The sequence below is a fragment of the Iningainema tapete BLCC-T55 genome (assembly GCF_014698965.1).
In the GTDB taxonomy this organism is placed as follows: domain Bacteria; phylum Cyanobacteriota; class Cyanobacteriia; order Cyanobacteriales; family Nostocaceae; genus Iningainema; species Iningainema tapete.
Window position 1 is genome coordinate 162,184 of record NZ_JACXAE010000013.1, and the last position, 17,729, is coordinate 179,912.

26 protein-coding genes are annotated in these 17,729 nt (G+C 47.6%); 8 read left to right on the forward strand and 18 right to left on the reverse strand.

Annotated elements, in window-relative coordinates; translation table 11 throughout:
- Position 1: 1 nt before the first annotated feature.
- The 7 genes from ICL16_RS03345 to ICL16_RS03375 all read left to right on the forward strand — a co-directional run bounded on the left by ICL16_RS03345 (position 2) and on the right by ICL16_RS03375 (position 6,051).
- Positions 2-592 (forward strand): hypothetical protein, encoded by a 591-nt coding sequence (locus ICL16_RS03345; protein WP_190825473.1) that lies wholly within the window; start codon positions 2-4, stop codon positions 590-592.
- Complete coding sequence (locus tag ICL16_RS03350) at positions 564-1,316, forward strand: hypothetical protein (RefSeq protein ID WP_190825474.1); 753 nt, start codon at positions 564-566, stop codon at positions 1,314-1,316. The genes ICL16_RS03345 and ICL16_RS03350 overlap by 29 nt, the downstream gene beginning before the upstream one ends.
- Entirely contained in the window at positions 1,270-2,013 is a 744-nt protein-coding gene (locus ICL16_RS03355) for a hypothetical protein (protein WP_190825475.1), read from the forward strand. Before ICL16_RS03350 ends, ICL16_RS03355 begins: the two co-directional genes overlap by 47 nt.
- Positions 2,014-2,097: 84 nt before the next feature.
- Entirely contained in the window at positions 2,098-3,030 is a 933-nt protein-coding gene (locus ICL16_RS03360) for a major capsid protein (protein WP_190825476.1), read from the forward strand.
- Positions 3,031-3,101: 71 nt separating this feature from the next.
- The gene (locus tag ICL16_RS03365) at positions 3,102-3,509 is read left to right on the forward strand and encodes a hypothetical protein (RefSeq protein WP_190825477.1); all 408 of its coding nucleotides are present in this window, start codon (positions 3,102-3,104) and stop codon (positions 3,507-3,509) included.
- The gene (locus ICL16_RS03370; protein WP_190825478.1) at positions 3,503-3,697 is read left to right on the forward strand and encodes a hypothetical protein; all 195 of its coding nucleotides are present in this window, start codon (positions 3,503-3,505) and stop codon (positions 3,695-3,697) included. Before ICL16_RS03365 ends, ICL16_RS03370 begins: the two co-directional genes overlap by 7 nt.
- Positions 3,698-3,762: 65 nt before the next feature.
- Positions 3,763-6,051, forward strand: a complete 2,289-nt coding sequence (locus tag ICL16_RS03375; RefSeq protein ID WP_337906896.1) for a DEAD/DEAH box helicase — start codon at positions 3,763-3,765, stop codon at positions 6,049-6,051.
- A gap of 74 nt (positions 6,052-6,125) precedes the next feature.
- Here ICL16_RS03375 and ICL16_RS03380 read toward each other — a convergent pair whose 3' ends face one another.
- The 12 genes from ICL16_RS03380 to ICL16_RS03435 all read right to left on the reverse strand — a co-directional run bounded on the left by ICL16_RS03380 (position 6,126) and on the right by ICL16_RS03435 (position 13,499).
- Positions 6,126-6,419: a hypothetical protein gene (locus tag ICL16_RS03380; RefSeq protein WP_190825479.1), complete on the reverse strand. Its 294-nt coding sequence runs from the start codon at positions 6,417-6,419 to the stop codon at positions 6,126-6,128.
- Positions 6,416-7,708: a hypothetical protein gene (locus tag ICL16_RS03385; RefSeq protein WP_190825480.1), complete on the reverse strand. Its 1,293-nt coding sequence runs from the start codon at positions 7,706-7,708 to the stop codon at positions 6,416-6,418. The genes ICL16_RS03380 and ICL16_RS03385 overlap by 4 nt, the downstream gene beginning before the upstream one ends.
- Entirely contained in the window at positions 7,705-8,088 is a 384-nt protein-coding gene (locus ICL16_RS03390; RefSeq protein ID WP_190825481.1) for a hypothetical protein, read from the reverse strand. Before ICL16_RS03390 ends, ICL16_RS03385 begins: the two co-directional genes overlap by 4 nt.
- 48 nt (positions 8,089-8,136) lie before the next feature.
- Positions 8,137-8,628, reverse strand: coding sequence for an ASCH domain-containing protein (locus ICL16_RS03395; protein ID WP_190825482.1), 492 nt, complete (start codon positions 8,626-8,628; stop codon positions 8,137-8,139).
- Entirely contained in the window at positions 8,625-8,819 is a 195-nt protein-coding gene (locus ICL16_RS03400; protein ID WP_190825483.1) for a hypothetical protein, read from the reverse strand. The genes ICL16_RS03395 and ICL16_RS03400 overlap by 4 nt, the downstream gene beginning before the upstream one ends.
- Complete coding sequence (locus ICL16_RS03405) at positions 8,816-9,883, reverse strand: Rossmann-fold NAD(P)-binding domain-containing protein (RefSeq protein WP_190825484.1); 1,068 nt, start codon at positions 9,881-9,883, stop codon at positions 8,816-8,818. Before ICL16_RS03405 ends, ICL16_RS03400 begins: the two co-directional genes overlap by 4 nt.
- On the reverse strand, positions 9,873-10,526 hold the full coding sequence (locus tag ICL16_RS03410; protein ID WP_190825485.1) for a BRO family protein: 654 nt from the start codon (positions 10,524-10,526) through the stop codon (positions 9,873-9,875). Before ICL16_RS03410 ends, ICL16_RS03405 begins: the two co-directional genes overlap by 11 nt.
- Positions 10,527-10,656: 130 nt before the next feature.
- Positions 10,657-10,875, reverse strand: coding sequence for a hypothetical protein (locus ICL16_RS03415; RefSeq protein WP_190825486.1), 219 nt, complete (start codon positions 10,873-10,875; stop codon positions 10,657-10,659).
- Complete coding sequence (locus ICL16_RS03420) at positions 10,862-11,452, reverse strand: hypothetical protein (protein WP_190825487.1); 591 nt, start codon at positions 11,450-11,452, stop codon at positions 10,862-10,864. The genes ICL16_RS03415 and ICL16_RS03420 overlap by 14 nt, the downstream gene beginning before the upstream one ends.
- Entirely contained in the window at positions 11,449-12,888 is a 1,440-nt protein-coding gene (locus ICL16_RS03425) for a ParB/RepB/Spo0J family partition protein (RefSeq protein WP_190825488.1), read from the reverse strand. Before ICL16_RS03425 ends, ICL16_RS03420 begins: the two co-directional genes overlap by 4 nt.
- Positions 12,889-12,978: 90 nt before the next feature.
- Positions 12,979-13,251: a hypothetical protein gene (locus ICL16_RS03430; RefSeq protein ID WP_190825489.1), complete on the reverse strand. Its 273-nt coding sequence runs from the start codon at positions 13,249-13,251 to the stop codon at positions 12,979-12,981.
- A gap of 2 nt (positions 13,252-13,253) precedes the next feature.
- On the reverse strand, positions 13,254-13,499 hold the full coding sequence (locus ICL16_RS03435; RefSeq protein WP_190825490.1) for a hypothetical protein: 246 nt from the start codon (positions 13,497-13,499) through the stop codon (positions 13,254-13,256).
- A 129-nt stretch (positions 13,500-13,628) separates the two neighbouring features.
- Here ICL16_RS03435 and ICL16_RS03440 point away from each other — a divergent pair, with 129 nt between their 5' ends.
- Positions 13,629-13,994 carry a hypothetical protein gene (locus tag ICL16_RS03440; protein WP_190825491.1) on the forward strand — a complete coding sequence of 122 codons (366 nt, stop codon included), beginning with the start codon at positions 13,629-13,631 and terminating at the stop codon, positions 13,992-13,994.
- On the opposite strand, the gene ICL16_RS03445 is transcribed toward ICL16_RS03440, so the two are convergent.
- From ICL16_RS03445 to ICL16_RS03470, 6 genes are all read right to left on the reverse strand, one after another.
- Positions 13,983-14,180 carry a hypothetical protein gene (locus tag ICL16_RS03445; RefSeq protein WP_190825492.1) on the reverse strand — a complete coding sequence of 66 codons (198 nt, stop codon included), beginning with the start codon at positions 14,178-14,180 and terminating at the stop codon, positions 13,983-13,985. The genes ICL16_RS03440 and ICL16_RS03445 overlap by 12 nt on opposite strands.
- Positions 14,181-14,392: 212 nt before the next feature.
- Positions 14,393-14,971 (reverse strand): alpha-ketoglutarate-dependent dioxygenase AlkB family protein, encoded by a 579-nt coding sequence (locus ICL16_RS03450; protein ID WP_238360574.1) that lies wholly within the window; start codon positions 14,969-14,971, stop codon positions 14,393-14,395.
- 92 nt (positions 14,972-15,063) lie between these two features.
- On the reverse strand, positions 15,064-15,249 hold the full coding sequence (locus ICL16_RS03455) for a hypothetical protein (protein ID WP_190825494.1): 186 nt from the start codon (positions 15,247-15,249) through the stop codon (positions 15,064-15,066).
- Between the two features lie 78 nt (positions 15,250-15,327).
- Positions 15,328-16,647, reverse strand: coding sequence for an RNA-guided endonuclease InsQ/TnpB family protein (locus ICL16_RS03460; protein ID WP_190825495.1), 1,320 nt, complete (start codon positions 16,645-16,647; stop codon positions 15,328-15,330).
- Between the two features lie 170 nt (positions 16,648-16,817).
- Positions 16,818-17,147: a hypothetical protein gene (locus tag ICL16_RS03465; protein WP_238360575.1), complete on the reverse strand. Its 330-nt coding sequence runs from the start codon at positions 17,145-17,147 to the stop codon at positions 16,818-16,820.
- Positions 17,148-17,456: 309 nt separating this feature from the next.
- Positions 17,457-17,711: a hypothetical protein gene (locus tag ICL16_RS03470; RefSeq protein WP_190825497.1), complete on the reverse strand. Its 255-nt coding sequence runs from the start codon at positions 17,709-17,711 to the stop codon at positions 17,457-17,459.
- Between the last annotated feature and the right edge of the window lie 18 nt (positions 17,712-17,729).

Here is a 17,729-nt window from a genome sequence, read left to right on the forward strand (position 1 = left end):
CATGCCAATTTCTATTGGTTACAGAATAGCCAACTTAGCCGCACTTACGGCAATAGCACAAGAAAATCGCCCTGATGGATACACAAGGCTGGTGCAAAGCGATGCTGATGGACTACCCGCTTGGTACACCTTCATCGCCTCCAGTACTGCCACTGCCGACGGCAATTCCGTGGTAACTCCAGATGATGGCATCGGTAGGTGGATTAAAAGCAGTGGTACTGGTGGTGGCGTGGCATTCGGTGGTGGAAATTTATGCACATCCGGGCAGTGTGCCATTGGGGGCAAGGCATTTCAATTCTATGCCCCACAACAGTCTTTGCAACTGACTGTAGTTCCAGGATTTGATATCTCAATTTCAACTGGCTCCACTTCAATCCAGTTACACCGCTGGAACCAAGCACCCAACACTAGCTTAATCGGTAGGGAGTTTGTACAAGCCCTGCCCAATACCGGGGGCAAGATAGCAGTGACAATTGACAGCACTTACCGCTGGATTAGTTTCTTCGCCAAAAACCCAGCTAAGAGTGGGCAATATGACGGTGTATGCTTCACGATGAGTGGAAATGTCGTTACTCTCTTGGGTTACTCGTAATAGAGACGAACTAATCTGCCTAGTATTGGCTTGGGTGTTCAGCAAACTTCCCAATCGATTAAGCTTGTTGAAAAAACTGGAAGTGGGTGTATTTTTCTTCTGCTGGCGACAAGCATTACAAGCCCAAGCTGAGGGTAATTCCACACTCAATCTTATCCTTAAAGAGCAAGCTGAGTCTGAGTATCACCACGCGCAAGCCTTCTGCACTCTCACGGGTAGCAAGCTGGAATTATCGGCTGATAAGCTATTCAACCGGGAATCAAAGAATGCACAAATTTGGAGTACAGTCAACTGGGATGCATCAGAATCCTTCCAAGCTGATGGATTGAGTCGTAAATATTACAGTGCTAAGGCATTTTTTGGCGGACATCAAGCCAGGGATTTTAGTTGGGAAAATAAGCTAGCATTCATGACAGTGCTGGAATCATTCCAAGCTTGCTTTTACAGAAAACTACTGCAATTTTTACCTCTTAAAGTTGGGCGATCGCTACTCGCAATCTGCAATGAAGAAGCCAATCACAGCATTACTCTGCGCATGGCTCTAGCGAAAATGACAGATAGTTCCACCGCCACCAAATTGATGCGCAAGTGGAAACAAAGGCTTTACTTAGGACTATTAATTCTACCTTTAGATTTGGTGGGAATTCTCTTATCAGTCGTGATGACTAATATCAAAAATGCCGCCAGAACTAGACTCCACAACCAATCCCAATCCAGACAATAAGCAATTTTCTGACGAAGAAATTGCTAAAATTCTTAGCACAGCTAAAGCTACTCGCAAAGAGCGCGATGATGTTGCAGCTCGTGCCAAAGAATTAGAAGACTCTAATAAACAACTCCAAGCTCAATTAGAGCAAATCAAAACAATTGACCCCGAGCGCTACAAAGAGCTTGAGGACTTAGCTGCCAACCTAGAAGAGCGCAAGCTCGAAGAGCAGCAGAAATTCAACGAACTCAAGGAACGTTGGACTGGTGAACGCACAACCCTTCAACAGCAAAATCAACAGCTGCAAGAGGAATTAAAGCAGACCCGAATTATCAACGATTTGGAGAAAGCTTTCTACGCTTTAGGCGGAAAAACCGGTAAGGATGATTTCGGCTGTTCCTACTTCGACTTGATACGCGATCGCGCCATGTCCTTCCTACAACTCGGCGAGGATGGCAAACTGCGAGTACTAGATCCTCGCGACGGCACCAGGATGCTGGGTGACAAAGGAACTCCCCTCACCGTTGAGGATCTGATGCTCAAGCTGCGATCAAGTGGTCCCACGGCGGCACTTTTTGACCCTGTGGGCAACGGCGCTGGTGGAGGTATGCAGCCATCTCATCCAGCGGGGCTTGCGGCAACTAGAGAACAGGTGATGGGCATTACCAATCGTGCTGAGCGATTAGCGCGGATCAGAGAACTGGGAATTAAGTAAGTAGACGTTTGACTTCGGAAGTGAGTTCTGAGGTTGACATCGGCGTGACGCCACACCACAAGCCACCTCAAAATTCACTTCACCATGTCCATGACCTTACTGGAGGCAAAAAAACTTGCTACTCCAGAAACTGCAACAATAATTGAAGAATACGCCGCAACTAGTGATATTCTCCGCGTAATCCCTTTCGAGAACGTACCAGGAACCGGCAAACACTACAATCGCGAAGACAAACTGCCCGGTATCGGGTTTCGCGGCATCAACGAGGGCTATCAAGAAAGCGTAGGCGTACTCAATCCCCAGTCTGAGGCACATAAAATTGCCGGCGGAGACTTGGATGTAGACAGAGCCATCATTGATATGCAGGGTACCTCCGTCCGGACCGTCCATGAGATGATGAAAGTCAAAGCGCTGTCCTTGTCTTGGACACGCAACTTTATCAAGGGCGATTCCACAACCAACCCCAGAGTTTTCGACGGGCTACAAGTCCGGCTCACCGGAACCCAATTGATTGCAAATAAAAACATTGGAGGACCGCTTAGTCTTGAGAAACTGGACGAGGCGATCGACGCGGTTGACAATCCGAACTACATCATCATGAGCAAAGCCATCCGCCGCAAGCTTTCTCAAGCCGTGCGCAACCAAATCGGTGGAGACATTGAGTACGAGGTGGATGAACTCGGCAACCAGGTAATGCAGTATAATTCTTTACCTATTTTGATTGCTGATTACGACAACAACGGCGACCAAATTTTGGATTATACCGAATCTTCCCCGGACGGCACTTCTTCCACGCAATGCACGAGTATCTACGTGGTTTCCTTTGGCGACATGATGTTGACCGGCATTCAAGGTGCGGTTGACGGTGTGTACGGTGTTTCTGTTCGTGACTTGGGAGAACTCGAAACCAAGCCCGTATTCCGCACTCGCGTGGACTGGTACAACGCGATCGCCTGCTATCACGGACGCGCTGCAGCTAGACTACACGGCATCACCGATGCCCCTGCGATCGCTTAATCAAGATTCTACCCGCACCCTCTGGAAAATTTTCCAGGGGGTAAAACCATTTCAATACCAAGATACATCACATGAGTCGCTCAACTATCGCCAACCGCCGCCATCTACTTTTCGACAAAGGTCTTGAACTTAGGGATTACAACGCTACTGCGGTAGCTACAACTACATCAGAAACCGCAATCGAATTCGCCGCCGACAAGCAACTCGCTTATAAGGCAGTGATTTTAGCTGGTGCTTACACTGGCTACGCCGCAGGCTCTGCTGAATGGAAAATCAGCATCGAAGCCGCCACAACCGTCGCTGGCACTTATAAGGAAATTGGCAGTTGCACCGCCGACGGGACTATTAAGCAATTTGATATTCCTTTGTCCGGCGAGTGGGTGGAAGACTTATTACCAGGCGCTTTGTACATCCGCGCTACCGCCACCGCAATTGGCGCACCTGACGCACTTACTTATGGGGCATTCCTGGCATGCTAAACCAAGATCCAGTTCTTTTGTACAGTCCCGATGGGAAAACTCGGCGCATTCCCCTCGTTGACGCGCCGGGGTGGATCAAGGCGGGATGGAGTACTTCACCCATACCCCTAAAACCCGTCACCACAAAACCCAAGGCAAAAGATGCGCCTGAAACCGCCGACGCCTCAAAAAAACCAGACCAAATTTAAAGATTTTGCACGCAATAAAGCTTTGTACGCGGCTATACTTATATAATTTGAATAGGAGTATAGACGTGTACGTGGCTATGGGCGGTCAGTGGTCGGTTAAAAATTTAAAAGACGAAACCAAGTTCAAACCCAAGTGGAAACATCAACCCACAGTGGCAATGAGAATCCCGTTCGTATTTCGAGATGAAGTGTTTGGGTTGGCATTGCTACTGGATAGTGGCGGTGGTGAAAGTGAAGCGAAGTCCACCCATAGCGATCGCGTCATATCGGAACCACTCACTCCCGAAACAATTCTCGAAGCGGTACGCAATTGGGAATTGGAAAAAATTCTCAAGCTCCAAGCAGAACTTCCCGCGATAATCGACTGGAAAAAAGAACAGTCTTCCGACAGGAGGTTAGAACAAGCCTTAGTGTTTCTCGCCAAATGTTGCGATGGGGCAAACAGCACGGACGGGGCAGGATTCAACAAATGTGACACTGGCTTTGGTAAATGGCTGGCTGGGCAAAAACAACTCGTCCGAACTCAAGCTCAAGCCGGATTGAAAATGGTCCAAAAATACAAGGGGCAGCTAGAGCGTGCGGGATTGTCGCTACCAGAGTGGGATGCGATCGCTCATCAATATCCCGTAAATTCCCCACCAGTATTTGTTTTTAGCGAGGAAGAAGACAAGGACATTCTTCCAGAACGCAGAGTGGAAATCAAAGGCGATTCTATTGCCGTATATGCTCCCTACGATTCAACTGGTAAATTTCAGCGTGATTGCAAAAGTATCAAAGGATACAAGTTTGAGGGTAGCGATAAGAGTTGGCGGTTTCCTCTAATTTCAGCTGAAGAGGCGATAAACAAACTGACTAACGAGAACTTTATTATCGCGCCAGAAGTAGAAGGTGCGATCGCTCTTGCCCGGCAACAGCGCGAACTCGAACAACAGGCGCTGGAATCTGCTGCTTTAGAGAAAGCCGACGAAATTGTACGGTTGGTAAAAGCCGCCAATCTAGATGCACCCCTCTCCAACGGTTGGCTACTACGTGATTACCAAAAATCTGGAGTAGAATGGCTCCTAGCACACCGCAAAGGTGGTATCTATGGCGGAGGCATTTTAGCCGACGATATGGGGTTGGGCAAAACCCTAACCGCCTTGTACGCGGCTAAATCCATGCAATTCACTTACAGCTGTGCGGTGTTTATTGTTGCTCCCGTATCGCTGATGGAAGGGTGGCGACGAGCGGCAGAAATCGCTGAAGTGGTGGTGGAATTATTCAGCAATAACTACCAAAAAATCCCCGCGCCGCTGGAAGCGCAAAAATACGTGCTAATTTGCGACGAGGCGCACGGATTTCAAGATATTAACTCCAAACGCTCAGAAAAAATGCTAGAGCTAGCGCACCATGAGAACTGCTTAACAGCCTGGATGCTCACGGGTACACCAATCAAGAACGGACGCCCAATCAACCTCATGCCATTACTCATGGCAGTGCAGCATCCCCTAGTAGCAGATAAATGGGCTTACCAGAAGCGCTATTGCAACGCTCACCATAAATCAATCGGCAAAAAGACGGTGTGGGATGCCACGGGAGCGGCTTTCCTAGACGAACTCGCAAAAAAAACAGAGGACGTAATTCTCAGGCGGAAAAAATCGGAGGTACTCTCGGAGTTACCACCGAAGACTAGATTATTCAAAGAGGTGGAACTAGACTCCAAAGCCGAGAAAGCTTACTCAAGTGAAATCAAAGCTCTCGTGGAAGACTACCGTCTACGTGCCAAGCGCGGTGAGGTGGACGAGGACGCTGAGGCATTGGTGACACTCAATATCCTCCGTAAAGTGGGTAGCGTCGCCAAGGTGTCCGCCGCAGTTGCTCAAGCAGAAGAGCTGCTGGAGCAAGGGCAGCAGGTGGTAATTTTCACTGAGTTCTTGAAGTCTGCTCAAGAAATTCACGCTCAGCTAATGGCTTTGGGCGTCGGGCATTGTGAATTGCTAACAGGAGAAACCAGAGCCGAGGAACGTCAAGCCATAGTCGATCACTTTCAGTCGGGCGAAAGTAAAGTGTTCGTCGGAACGATCAAAGCCGGCGGTGTGGGGCTGACTTTGACTGCTGCTTCCAACGTGATACTTGTAGATCGAGCTTGGACACCAGGAGATGTGGAGCAAGCGGAGGACAGAACGCATAGGTTAGGGCAGCAAAACGCGGTCTTTGCAACGTGGCTACAACTAGGTCAAATCGACCATGCGATCGATGACCTAATTCTACAAAAATCCGAGCGCATCGAATTGATACTTCAAGGCAAGCGCAAGACCCTCAAGGGGATTAATTCGCCCAAGGATCTCGCAAAAGAGCTACTAGCAATCCTCTAACTTCCCGCAGTGACTGCGGGAAGTTTCATCTGACAGATCAGTTCTTTATCCTTGGCGCGGCTAGGACCGCTTGTTTAATCATCGAAATCGAGCGCGCAATAAAACTCGTCATCGTCGTCAAATTCGCCCAGGCTTGCACGAATCGAACTGTCGCAGTTTTCGCACAAACCCTTGATTCCACCATAAAACCCGGCAAAATCAAATCGTTCCACGCCTGCCCAAAACTGTCCACAGCAGTAGCAAAAGCCTTCTTGTGGTGCGTGTTTAACGCAGTAATAATAGTCGGGTTTGTCCGTCGTATTGTCAGGGAGAAAACACGCGGTTGTGTTTTCCCCGCTACATCCCGGATGCTGACATTTGTTATTCATGGCTTAACCCCGCTCAATTTCCTGACGACTGCCACAGCGTATTTGTGGTCAAAACCCCTCTGTACGAGCTGCTTGTAGCAGAATTCATACCCCTGGGGAATTTGCTCCGACCAAGGACTAGGGGTTGGCTCTGATATCTGCTGCCCTTGCTCCCACTCCCTCCAAGCGTTTTCAAATTCCTGCACGGTTCCAAAGTCGTCAGGGTCTGGCGGTTCTTCACTGCTATCCCAGAAAATCGTCAATTGTCCGTCCGGCTCGGACAAACGAGCCGTATCTCCAAAGTGTGCGGGATTCCAGGAGTCGGTCGTATCTCCCGTATCTTCTTCAATCAAAGCCAACTGGTCACCCCTAACCTTGCCTTCCGTGCCGTTGTCCCATGCAATCCGGAACTGGCTCCTATTCAAGATTTCAATTATTTGCCCTCGCCTATTCCTGCCCGCCGACCATGAAGGTGCGACGGTATCGCCAATCTTCCAAGCGGATCTTTCCCTTTTCTCCCGCTTGGGCTTTGGATTTTCCAGTTTCCTGTCGAACTCCTTCAACAGATCAAACTCGCCCCTCTCTAACCTGAGAAGCTCATCCACTCCACCCACCTTCACCCAGTACTGAAGGCGCGGGCTTTTTGGCTCGTACATCGTACCAGAATGCGCGGACTGAATTACCCCCATCTTCCCCTTGTGCTTGCCTTGGGCGACGCGGACTCGCTTGCCGGAATCTAAATTGGCAAGCACTACCCTTTGGTACTCCGATTCAAATTCGAGAAGCTTGTTCCAGTAGTTGATTTGTTCGGTGCAGCTTTTTACCCAGTACCCCTTAGCCGTTTTTAGTTTCTCCTGAAAATCTGCTAATTCTTCTGCAAGCTTTTTCTCGCAGTGCTTGGATAAGATAATTTGTTCCTCCACAGGCAGTAAATCACAGCGGATGCACGAATTATGCCAATCGCGATTCGTGCCTTTTACGTAGCTATTGATTGGAATCAAGCTATCTTTCTGCCTCCAAAACCCGGACCCTGGAGTCAGGAGATTAAAGTTGACGTATTCAACTTTTTGAACGATTACTGGCTCATGTAACTCATGGCAGATCATGAGCGATTCTCTTGGAATCAAAAATTCTTTGCCCTCCCACTCGCCAATAAACACTCCATTGCGGACGCACTTGAATTTATAGCAAAACTGATCTTCTCTACCTTTTATCAAATCGCCCTTGAATAAGTTTTCAATATCTTCTCCCGTAGCGGGTATGGCTGTGCCACAGAAAACTTTACCAAGATTGGGTGCAATTGCAGTCATAATGCCTCCAAACTATTTTCATGTACGCCTTGCAAACTCTCGCGTCCATCCCACTTCATCCGATACCAAAAACCGTGTTGTAAAAGCCCAGAATTTTCCCGCCATTCAATACCTCGAACAATCCCAACCTTTTTTTGAGGAACGAATAGCAAGCGCTGTCCAAACCAGAACCTTGGCTTCAGGCAATGCGTCGCTTCCCAAGTCCAGGGACGGTGTTCGTATTGCTCGATCAGCCACAAAATCGCTTCCTCATACAGCTTGAATTCTTGTTGCTTACAAATGGCGTGCAGTAAGGGAAGCGAGTGTTTTGGAGAATGCCAGATACAGATTTTTCGGTGTCCATCCGGCGATTCTTCGTAGGGCGTCCAACTATTAATCATTTCTTCTCCCTTGTCAGACCCTATGGAAAATTTTCCATAGGGAGTCATTTACTCAAATAGACTCAATTGCAAGGCTTGCGGCGAAGGTCTGCCCTTTGCCACTCGCTTCGTTATCGGTTGAAGCCCACAAGCCTTTATTACTTTAGCCGAGGGAATCCACAGCCCTTGCTTGCCAGTTGCTGAAACTGGCGGGTAGATCGCCTTAACATCCGACAGAATCCAAGCTACCCTGCCGACTCGCCAATCACCCACCACTAGCTCCAGGGGTGACTGAGATTTGATGGAACAGGGGGACATGAAGACGCAATCTACGAGGCTGCAACTCGCCACGATACACCCCGGATGGAATCTCTTCAAATCGATGCTGTAGTCCGCATTTAAACACGAGAGAAGCTCTTCTTGTGCGTGAGACAGGGGACGCTTAGCGGCGTGGATAAGCAGAGGCCCACGGTAATTAGTCGCCCAAGAACGAGTCTCCACGCGCTTACTTCCTTGGGCGATTAGGGAAGCGTAGGGTTCCCACAAGGTGATTGCTCTCACGATGCCTTCCTCCTTTTCTTCGTCTCAATCTGAGTCATCACCCCGTACCAAGCCTTGCACTTGTCGCAAGCACTGGCATCAAGCCCAGGGATAGTAATTTTGTGTCCATTGGGGCAAGCATCGGTGCGACACAGCATGTCCCATTGTGCTGGGGTAAGAGTGATGTGCTGCCAGGTACGGAGGTTAATCATTTTGCACCTCCCAACAACTCCACTGCCTTCTCAAATCTCACCCACTGTTGCACGCCCAGGTGGGCAGCCACTTCTGCACGCAAGCAAACTCCCATCACGCCATCTTCTCGAAGCTCCGAACGTTCGACAAAGCCCTGCCTATATGCCCACGTATACCACTCACCAAAGTCAGTTGGAGCTTGAATTTTTTCAGGCTTTACACCCATCACTAAAGCCCACCTAAAATAAGCAGTCCATGATTTTTTAGGCTGAACGCCGTTCTTCATCTCTTCTCGAATAAAGGCGATCGCACCTGCTACATTCGCCCAGTTTTTGCGCAACAACCCAACTTCTAGATTGATTCGCAGTTCTCGCAATTCACGACAAACTTGGTCTATTTGTTCTTTTGTTGGCTCCAAATTTTCGGTTGTTTCGCTTGTTTCGTTTATTTTGTTTACGGCAACAGGCGCGACGGCGGGAGAATTTTCCTCATGAGGAATTGACTCTTCTAACGAGGAATCTTGGCTTATTTCCTCAACAGAGAGAGTAGGCGTGGATTGGTTTTCTTGTGCGGGTAACTCCGTGTTTTGGGCTTGCTCCCATTCTTGGGATTGCTGTGCTACGGCATCCCAATCCGGTTCTTGTTCCAAAAGTTTTTCCTCTCCAACAGCAACCTGTTGTTGTGGAGGATCAAGATTTACTGGATCTAAGATTGGATCAATATATATAGTGGTCGTCGGTTCGTGAACGACGGTCGTCGGTTCGTGAACGACGGTCGTCGGTTCGTCATCCCACGAGCTTTGCGATTGACGCTCCGAGCCGAGGTACTGATATTGCCAAGCTCTTGCGTTTAATCGGTGATGCCGTCTGTCGATTAAACGCAACTCGTGTAGAAGTTCTAGGGCTTTGCGGATAGCGTGGCGTCCCCATTGCCCTAAAAATGTTTCTACTAACTCGTCAATTGTGATAGTGAACCATCCTTCACGCTGGTTCCGAAAGAAATTGAGTAGCTCGGCGGCGCAGCGGGAACCTGTGAGAATTAGGTCTTTGGCGTAGCAGACAATCTTGTAAACTTTATTCGCCATGATTCGCCCTCCTTGTTTCCCAAAATAAACTGCGCTCAGCTTGGCGGCGTGTCCGCTCGTAATATTCAGGGCTTATCCAGCGCTCATCATCCAGTTGTTGATAGTCGTCTGGAACTTCATCTGGTGGGGTAGACGCACTCAGTATCCGAGGAGGTGATGGGTGCGCTTGTGGAATACTTCTCTCCATTTGTTCAAGTCTTTGGAGTAGGGGTGCTAAGCTCCGCTCTACAGCCTCCGTAATGGCAGATTTCAGTGTTTCTTGATTGATTAACTCAAGTTCCGTCTGACGAGTTTTAGTCGCAAAATAGCTTTGTGCTAAAGCGATTTCATGTTTTCGTGGATCGCCGTTCATTGCTGTGAGGTAGCAAGCGTATCGTGATAATTTATAGTCAGATTGTTTGGAACCTCCTCCCTGCGGACGTTCTACCACATTGCCAACGTCGGCAAAATGGTTTTCAACGGTGTAGCCCGAATTTCGACAGGCAAGTTTTGCTCGTTCAATCGTTTCTTCAAAACGTCGCCACTGGTTATACCCTAGCAATAGCTGTAGTTGTCGAGCAAGCCAGTATTCATTGCCGTCTTGGTCAACTAACCTGATTTGGTCGAATGGGCTTGAGCCTTCAAATTTTGCTATAGTAGTCATAAGTCAAATACCACATAGTTATCTATTGGTCAAAGCGTCTTCGTTAGTCTGGGGACGCGATTTGTTGGAAATATCTTGATTTCTATCAAGATTAGCGATCGCACCCCCGATGGAGGCGATCGCTTTTTAATCACCCCATCAACCGCCTCGCAGCACTCAGTCGATTAGTAATATCAGTAATGCGTGTCTTGACGGTTTCATCCGATGAATCGTCGGCGGCTTGAAGATCCGCCATGTATATCAGCAAGCATTCCAATTGAATTCTGCTTTCTTGTAGTCGATGCCAGATTTCGGCATAGTCCCAAGATGGATCGGGGATAGGATAATTTTTGTTTTCAGGCGTTAGCATTTTTTGTTACCTCGAAATATTGCATTGGTCCGGTGTGGTAAGAGCGCACTTTCCCGACTTCTTCCAACCTGGAAGCTACGCTTTTGATGTTGCCTGGGTTTTTGCCCAACTTGAGCCTCATCTGCTCAATACTCAGGCATTGGTAGATGCCTAATATTTCCAGAATCTGCTCACTGAAGCACTTCCCTTCTAATTTAGGAACTTTGCTGTCGTCGCCTGGTAGCGCCCACCAACTAGAGCCTCCGGGTCTGCCGCCAAAGCGAGACACTTTTCCTTCTTGTAATAAAAAGCACATTTGCTTCAGGCTTTTATCACGGTAGGTTTTGAGGTGGCGACTCACCTCGGCAGTGGTCGCTGGACCACCTGATAGCAAATCGAGGATAGCTTTCTCATCTTCTGGGCTAAGCAGGGGCGTAGGTTGAAGCTGTGTTGACGAGACAATTGCGAACCCTTTCTGGGCTATGCATTGGGCGCACACTGGCTCTCCCTGGTAAAAGGTTTTGGGAATCAAAAATTCGCCACAGAATTGACAGTCTTGTGCTTGAGTGCCTGGGTATGCGTAAAGTTGGGTAGTCATGCTGCTTTGTGAGTTATTTGTTGCTTTAAACCTTGATAGATGGCTTCTATCTGTGTGCTAGTGAAGTCCGGACCGCACGAGCGCATTACCTCACTTAGTTGCTTGGGTGATAGCCGCAGTAGCGCGATCGCTACCTCAGTCACCAACGCATCACCAGTGGTTTTGAAGTTGATAGCACTCGCTTGAATTGGTTCGCTCGGAGCGGTACCTTCGTTTCGCTGTTTGTCGGGAAGAACCTGTTCGCCACTCCCAAGCCCTAGCTCCTGCTGTTTTTTCCGGATCTCCTCCTTAACTGAGGTGGATTTGTCTGTTGGAATGGAGGGCTGCTCCAAGGGGCGCATTTGATTGAAAGGGATTTGGTCGCGTTTGGATTCAGGACTTCCGTCGATGTGCGTTATAGCGCACATACTTAAAACAACCATAACAGTAGCCTCCTTCCCAGAATGCTCACCCCCGGTGACTTTTATCCTTTCCAGTTCTTTGGGTATCCATTTCTCCGACTGCGCGGGTTTGTGTTTTGTTGACGTTGGCTTTGGTTCCTCCTTTTCCTTAACTAGCTTATATGCCGCATCCACGCCTCTGGGCTTGGATAGCAGCTCCTTGAGTTGGCGATGGCGATCGCCTCTTACTGTCCCCGGCGCAGCGTCCCTGGAATCATCCATCTCCTTCACCGCCGCTGAGGCGTGTTCGTAAGTCTTGCCGGAGCCTAGCCCGACTCTTTTGGCGACAATATCGCGCACTGCACCCCCTGGAGAATTTTCCATAGGAGCAGTCGAGCCTTTGAGCATCCGCGCCTTGGCTTCTTCTCGCTCAATCTCCTCCCAGAGCCACCCCTCGCGGACTTTTTGCTCAATTGTCTTTTCCCTCTGGATATTGCCGGCGAGGAGGAATTTTAGTTCCTCTGCCTCTGAAGTAAAAACCTTTACTTCGCAGGGAACCTGCTTTATTCCCAATTTTTGGGAGACTTTATACCTGCTATTTCCGCTAACTATACGGTATCTTTCACCGTCAAAGGTAACAATTAATGGTTCAATCCAATTCGTTTTTTGAATTGATTTTTCTAGTTCGTTTAAGTCCTCACTTTCCCCGTAGATAGAGCTATTTATAGGGTGAATGTATAGTAATGAACTCGGAACTAGCTGTAATAATTGCCTGTCATCGGTAGACTGCTTGACAGCAACTAGCACACTAGTTTGTCCTAGCCTGCGTGATGCTTCCAGGGCGTCGATGCCATCAATTAATACCTTGTCACTGGTAATTATTATTTTGGGTATTATCCCATCCTTGTTGAATTCGGTAATTATTTTTTTTACATTACCTTCATCAGCACTTAAATGAAATGGGATGCTGATATTTTTAATATCACAAAAATTTATGTCTAAAGAGGTACTGGAAGTGTTGTTTGTACTACTTTCAAAACAAATTGTTTGTGTCATAATTAAGCTCTATTTGTGAATTCTAGAATTCTTTTTCGATACTCGTGCGTCGTTGGTTCGACGCAATTTTTTTTGGTAGATTCCGTAGCATCATGCCGCCTTTGGAGGGCGTCCCCGTTTGCGAGTATTGCGTTTGGCGGGAGACTCATGAAGGCGCAGAGAACACAGGTGGGGGTTCACTCTGTAAGTTGGGCGGTTGCTTTGGGGCATTCGGGCATCGATCACCTCGATGCCCAACCGAAAGAAGTTCTTTCTAATCGCGTATCGGATATGCTCAACGTTTCCGTAGCCGAGTTGCACCATGAATGGCATGGCGTCGGATATGCCTAAAAAAGAATTTGGTAGATCTGGTAGTTCAGGCATCTCTATGCGGTTTTCTTGGTTTGCAAGTGTTCTTTAGGCGATCGCATAGCCGAAAGCAACTCTTCTGGAGAAATGCCATTCCATTGGTCGTCGAGAATTTGCTGGTTGTAGGAACAAATCGCTCTGTGAACGAATTCAGCAAGGCTGATACCCAAACAAGAAGCCAATATGTTCGCACAATTACGCTGTTCGTAGGTTGTGCAAAAAGAAGTTTGCAAAGGGCGGTTTTTGTTGCGTATGCGACTCATTTGTCAAAGGTGTCGATACAGGTTATACAAAGAATATCTTGTAACGAGTACTTTGACAAGTAATAACTGACTCGTTCCAGCGACTTTCCGTAGTTGACACGTTCCATGAAACAGACGGTTCATGGAACTATGAGCCGAACTTTATATACTTTAGAAGGTTTACAAAAATTAGCAGAAATCGTCAATCAAGCGCGAGGACATATGAGTTACCGCGATTTTGGCGACAAAATCGATATTAGCCATACCACTTTGCGGCGAATAGCCCAGCTAGAAGTGAAAGAACCAGAAATTTCTACGCTAGCCAAACTCGCTCCTCATACTCCTTACAGCCTTGAAGAACTGATTGCTATTTGCCAAAGCTCCAATGCCCCCACGCGTGTGCGAACTTACAAAACAGCAGAAGATGTACTACCCGCTGTGGAGGAATTACCGCCCACCGAGGCGGCAAGGCTAGCGCAAATGATTATAGCTCGATTGGCAGGGCTAAAAACCTGATACTAGAGCTTCTCGTGTCGCCTCTTCTAGTAAATTAGTAATCCGGGTGCAGTCGCAAGGTTTTTCGCTTCGCTTGCATCTCTCGTGCGCCAGATCTGTTAATCTATCCAGTACCTCGGCGAGTCCGTGTTCTTCGATACAGATATCTAGCTGCTCTTTAAGCGTTTTGGGTCCTACGATTTCCACTATCTGCTGCTTCCTGACGATCTTTTTTTTCTTAAATGCGCACCCTTAAAAGAATAATGCTACAAGCATGTAATTGCTTGTTGTTTCAATGACTACAGTTGAAACACGACTTGTCTTGACGTTAATTTTTTCAAAAAGTAGTTAAGAAAGTATAAGCCTGAGGATAGGCTTTCAAGTGAAGATCGGTAAAATTACATCTAAGTTAAGTGTTTTTATGGCTCTCCTTTGAGATGCGGACGAAAAGTCAAATTGATGCGCTGCCCAACGGGTTTTTTCGTCTTGGGAACTTGATGCACCCAGCCCTCTTGGCAACCCGGATGCATGATTAGTAGCGAACCGTGTTCGAGCCAGTAGTGAGTTGCTTCTGGGCGATCGCGTTGTGGATTCCCCTGATTCCACATGTGGGAGTTTTCGATATGCAGTTCGGTTTTTCTGGTTCTGTACTCGCTTTTGACTTTTTGGCGGATGGAAAACTTGCGTGTTGCACCAAGAGTGACGGAGGCGATCGCTGGATTGAGTCCCATTGAAGGTTCTGAATCGGAGTGCCAACCGATTGAGTCCTGTCCATCGCGATACAGGTTCCCGATGACGATGTGGAATTTATACCCGGTGAGCGATTCAATAAACTCTTTGAGAAACTGAAGCTCCTCGGTCCAGGGCTTGGGCGAAAGATGAACCGAGCCGGAGTACAGGTAGTCGCAACCCGGATCGCCGTAAATTGTTTCCTTCCTGGGGACGAGTAAAGTTTTGTCCAGCATTTTGATTTGGTTTTGCTGCCAGTCCAGATTCAAGCAATGCTCTAGCAACGCGTCGGCCCTCTGTTGGGAGAGGAAGTTCGCCATGTAAGTCACGGGCGGCTCGTCACGGCTGGTTTTGAATAGTGTTAGTTGTCGCATATCACCTGCTCTACTGAATTAATCAGTTGTTTTGCCAGTTCTAGCCAACGTTTTGTCCGTGGATTAGAACTGGTGTGGATGGTATTCGGATTTACCTCGAATCCCTCGTATTGAGCAAGAATCGTTACCAGTTCTCGCTCTAATTCGTGGCGTTGAATGGCTGAAATTTTCATTGCTTATCTGTGATTTTGTGTGAATTTTTGGGCGTCTTGACGCCTCCCCACCGTAAACGGTCGGGGATTCTTTTCGTACTAGGCAAGACCTGGTAGAGGACGCTTACTCGCGCCGTTCCAAATCCGCAATCTAGCTGGGGTCGCCAAAGACCCCCTAGACACTCCGTCAAGAACGAGTCCCAACGTTGTGCTTACTTTACGTAGGCAATTAGCAGCCCCGTTGCAATCCGCGTTAATGTACCAGTTCAATCCGGTACGGAACAAGCCTCGCTTCACTCTTTTGCCAGATGGTTTGTAGCCTATGGGTTTTTCACCATGTTTCGGCAACTCATCTCCATCAACGAATGATGACTTGGACGTGTACGCCTCCTCAGTTTCTACAAACTGGATACCATGCAAATCGCACATTTGTTTGATGCGCTCTTTGAGTCTTCCAGTAGGAATTTGTACGAAAGATTGATTTCCTATTTTCCCCATTTCGGTGCGTTGTTTCTGACCTGGATTCCAACCAAAAACAACTGTACTAATACCGTTTTCTAAACAATGGTCGATAACTAAGCGAGCAGCTTTATTTACTGCATCACGCATCTGACGATTACGCTTTTCTGTGATTTTAGCTAATCGGTTATTCCAGAAGTCCGCTTCCTTGCCCTCTTTAATAGTGGCGACTCGTTTGTTGTGCCACTGGTTGATTGACTTAATTTCTAATCCATCAACGATGAATGAAGTACCAATATTTGACACGCATGTTAGCCAGTTATCACGTCCGTGGTCAATTCCCAGTGCTTTAGTCTTGTCTAAATTGATGGCTATTAACGGTTGTTTTTTGTACGAGTAGACAGCATAAAATTCTCTGTTTCTGGGGATGATGGTTAGTTCGCAGATTTGTTCTGGTTGAATGCCGAACGGGCAAGGGAGGTAGAGGTATTGAACGCCTTCTAATGCTGTAAGCTCTTGCCCTAGAGGGACACGCACAAACGGACTATCTAGTTCAAAAGTTAAAGCTTGAGCAGGATAGGAAACTTGAAACAACCCTCCTTTTTTACGGTATTTGGGTGGTCTTGGTTCCCCATTCATATGCGGCAATTCCCCTTTACGCCACATGAGCAGTAGTTCTTTAAAACTCTTAAAGCCTTCTGCCACAGATTTCAAGGTTTGTTGCGCAACTTGCGAATATAGTAGCTTGTAGTTTTGCTCATCTTTTAAATCGCCAGCCAATTGCTCGTAAGAAACGTTTGGTGAAAAGCTTGTAGGATGAGTTAGTTCGTGATTCTTGTGGGTGTAGTAAATAGCTTGATTCCAAAGACTATTTGAGCGCCGACAAATAAACTCTAAAATATTTGTCTCGAACTCTGGCAGATTAATTCTGATTAATTGAGTTTGAATGATATCTGTCAACAGCAATTACCTCTTTTATTGTTGATAATGTAACTTTCTTTGAGTATCTCCAGATCTGGGGCGACCTTTACGTAATGCCTTGCCCTTCGGCTCGGCTACCCAGTAGGTTTTTGTTTGCTCAAAGTCTATGTCTTGGTAATGTTCGGAGTGTTGATAACCGAACTCCGAACTTAAGCGTTGAGAGCTTCTTCCATTGCTGAAATTTGTTGTTTCAGCAATGCGATCTCCGCTTTGACTTCCGCTTCCTCCTCGTGTTTGGGTAACAGCTTAATATCTTCCTCCCTCACTGTCTCGGTTTCGGTATCCTGCCAGTCGGCAAGAACTTCGTACCGCCAGCCTGCGCCATCGGTATAACGGCGTCCCAAGGCTGAGAAGCCGGGGTGGTAAGTCATTCCCACAATCCACCCTTGCTGGGTGAGTCGCCCAAGGCGGTATTTGGGCGGTGTCCAACCGGGTGGGAGTGGGATGGATAGTTTGGTTTGTGGTAAATTGGTGAGCATGATGTATTTTTTGTTTGCCTCCCGCGCTTGTTTGGTAATTCGCACGCGGGAGGTTTTTGATTTGGTTTTTGGGCTATGTCGCAAGAACTTGCCCCAAAGTCGGAGGCTTGGGGTAAGCTGTGACGCAGATTGCTATTTTATTAGTATCACAATGTGTATACTTGTGGCAACAAGTTCTGACTTAACTTGTTGCCCTTAATAAAAGCCAAACCCGTCAGGTATCTGACGGGCTTTTTGGGGGTGCGGGAAGCGACTTCATCGCTTGCGCTATTTGTTTATGCAGCAGCCTGAGAGAATGGTTCTCCTCTCTCAGGCTGCTGATTTTTTTGTTACTTCATCTTCTAAGACGGCAATTTTACTTTTGAGATGCTCCAGATCGGCATACATCTGGGTTATGTCGGGTATGCGCTTTGGTTCTTGCGCAAGATACTCTCGCACCCACGCAAGAACTATTTCAGAAGCGTTTTTGCCCTCAGCATCAACTCTTGCCATGAACTCGTCTTTTGTTTGCTTGTCTATTCTGACTACCAATCGGTCATCTTTTGAAAGTTCTTGTTTCGCCATAGTGTTGCACAAATTGCT

Bases quoted from the DNA above. Each gene is read 5' to 3' on its own strand.
- ICL16_RS03345 (WP_190825473.1), top strand. From the start codon at position 2: ATGCCAATTTCTATTGGTTACAGAATAGCCAACTTAGCCGCACTTACG.
- ICL16_RS03350 (WP_190825474.1), top strand. From the start codon at position 564: ATGTCGTTACTCTCTTGGGTTACTCGTAATAGAGACGAACTAATCTGC.
- ICL16_RS03355 (WP_190825475.1), top strand. From the start codon at position 1,270: ATGCCGCCAGAACTAGACTCCACAACCAATCCCAATCCAGACAATAAG.
- ICL16_RS03360 (WP_190825476.1), top strand. From the start codon at position 2,098: ATGTCCATGACCTTACTGGAGGCAAAAAAACTTGCTACTCCAGAAACT.
- ICL16_RS03365 (WP_190825477.1), top strand. From the start codon at position 3,102: ATGAGTCGCTCAACTATCGCCAACCGCCGCCATCTACTTTTCGACAAA.
- ICL16_RS03370 (WP_190825478.1), top strand. From the start codon at position 3,503: ATGCTAAACCAAGATCCAGTTCTTTTGTACAGTCCCGATGGGAAAACT.
- ICL16_RS03380 (WP_190825479.1), bottom strand. From the start codon at position 6,419: ATGAATAACAAATGTCAGCATCCGGGATGTAGCGGGGAAAACACAACC.
- ICL16_RS03385 (WP_190825480.1), bottom strand. From the start codon at position 7,708: ATGACTGCAATTGCACCCAATCTTGGTAAAGTTTTCTGTGGCACAGCC.
- ICL16_RS03390 (WP_190825481.1), bottom strand. From the start codon at position 8,088: ATGATTAATAGTTGGACGCCCTACGAAGAATCGCCGGATGGACACCGA.
- ICL16_RS03400 (WP_190825483.1), bottom strand. From the start codon at position 8,819: ATGATTAACCTCCGTACCTGGCAGCACATCACTCTTACCCCAGCACAA.
- ICL16_RS03405 (WP_190825484.1), bottom strand. From the start codon at position 9,883: ATGGCGAATAAAGTTTACAAGATTGTCTGCTACGCCAAAGACCTAATT.
- ICL16_RS03410 (WP_190825485.1), bottom strand. From the start codon at position 10,526: ATGACTACTATAGCAAAATTTGAAGGCTCAAGCCCATTCGACCAAATC.
- ICL16_RS03415 (WP_190825486.1), bottom strand. From the start codon at position 10,875: ATGCTAACGCCTGAAAACAAAAATTATCCTATCCCCGATCCATCTTGG.
- ICL16_RS03420 (WP_190825487.1), bottom strand. From the start codon at position 11,452: ATGACTACCCAACTTTACGCATACCCAGGCACTCAAGCACAAGACTGT.
- ICL16_RS03425 (WP_190825488.1), bottom strand. From the start codon at position 12,888: ATGACACAAACAATTTGTTTTGAAAGTAGTACAAACAACACTTCCAGT.
- ICL16_RS03430 (WP_190825489.1), bottom strand. From the start codon at position 13,251: ATGCCTGAACTACCAGATCTACCAAATTCTTTTTTAGGCATATCCGAC.
- ICL16_RS03435 (WP_190825490.1), bottom strand. From the start codon at position 13,499: ATGAGTCGCATACGCAACAAAAACCGCCCTTTGCAAACTTCTTTTTGC.
- ICL16_RS03440 (WP_190825491.1), top strand. From the start codon at position 13,629: ATGAGCCGAACTTTATATACTTTAGAAGGTTTACAAAAATTAGCAGAA.
- ICL16_RS03455 (WP_190825494.1), bottom strand. From the start codon at position 15,249: ATGAAAATTTCAGCCATTCAACGCCACGAATTAGAGCGAGAACTGGTA.
- ICL16_RS03465 (WP_238360575.1), bottom strand. From the start codon at position 17,147: ATGCTCACCAATTTACCACAAACCAAACTATCCATCCCACTCCCACCC.
- ICL16_RS03470 (WP_190825497.1), bottom strand. From the start codon at position 17,711: ATGGCGAAACAAGAACTTTCAAAAGATGACCGATTGGTAGTCAGAATA.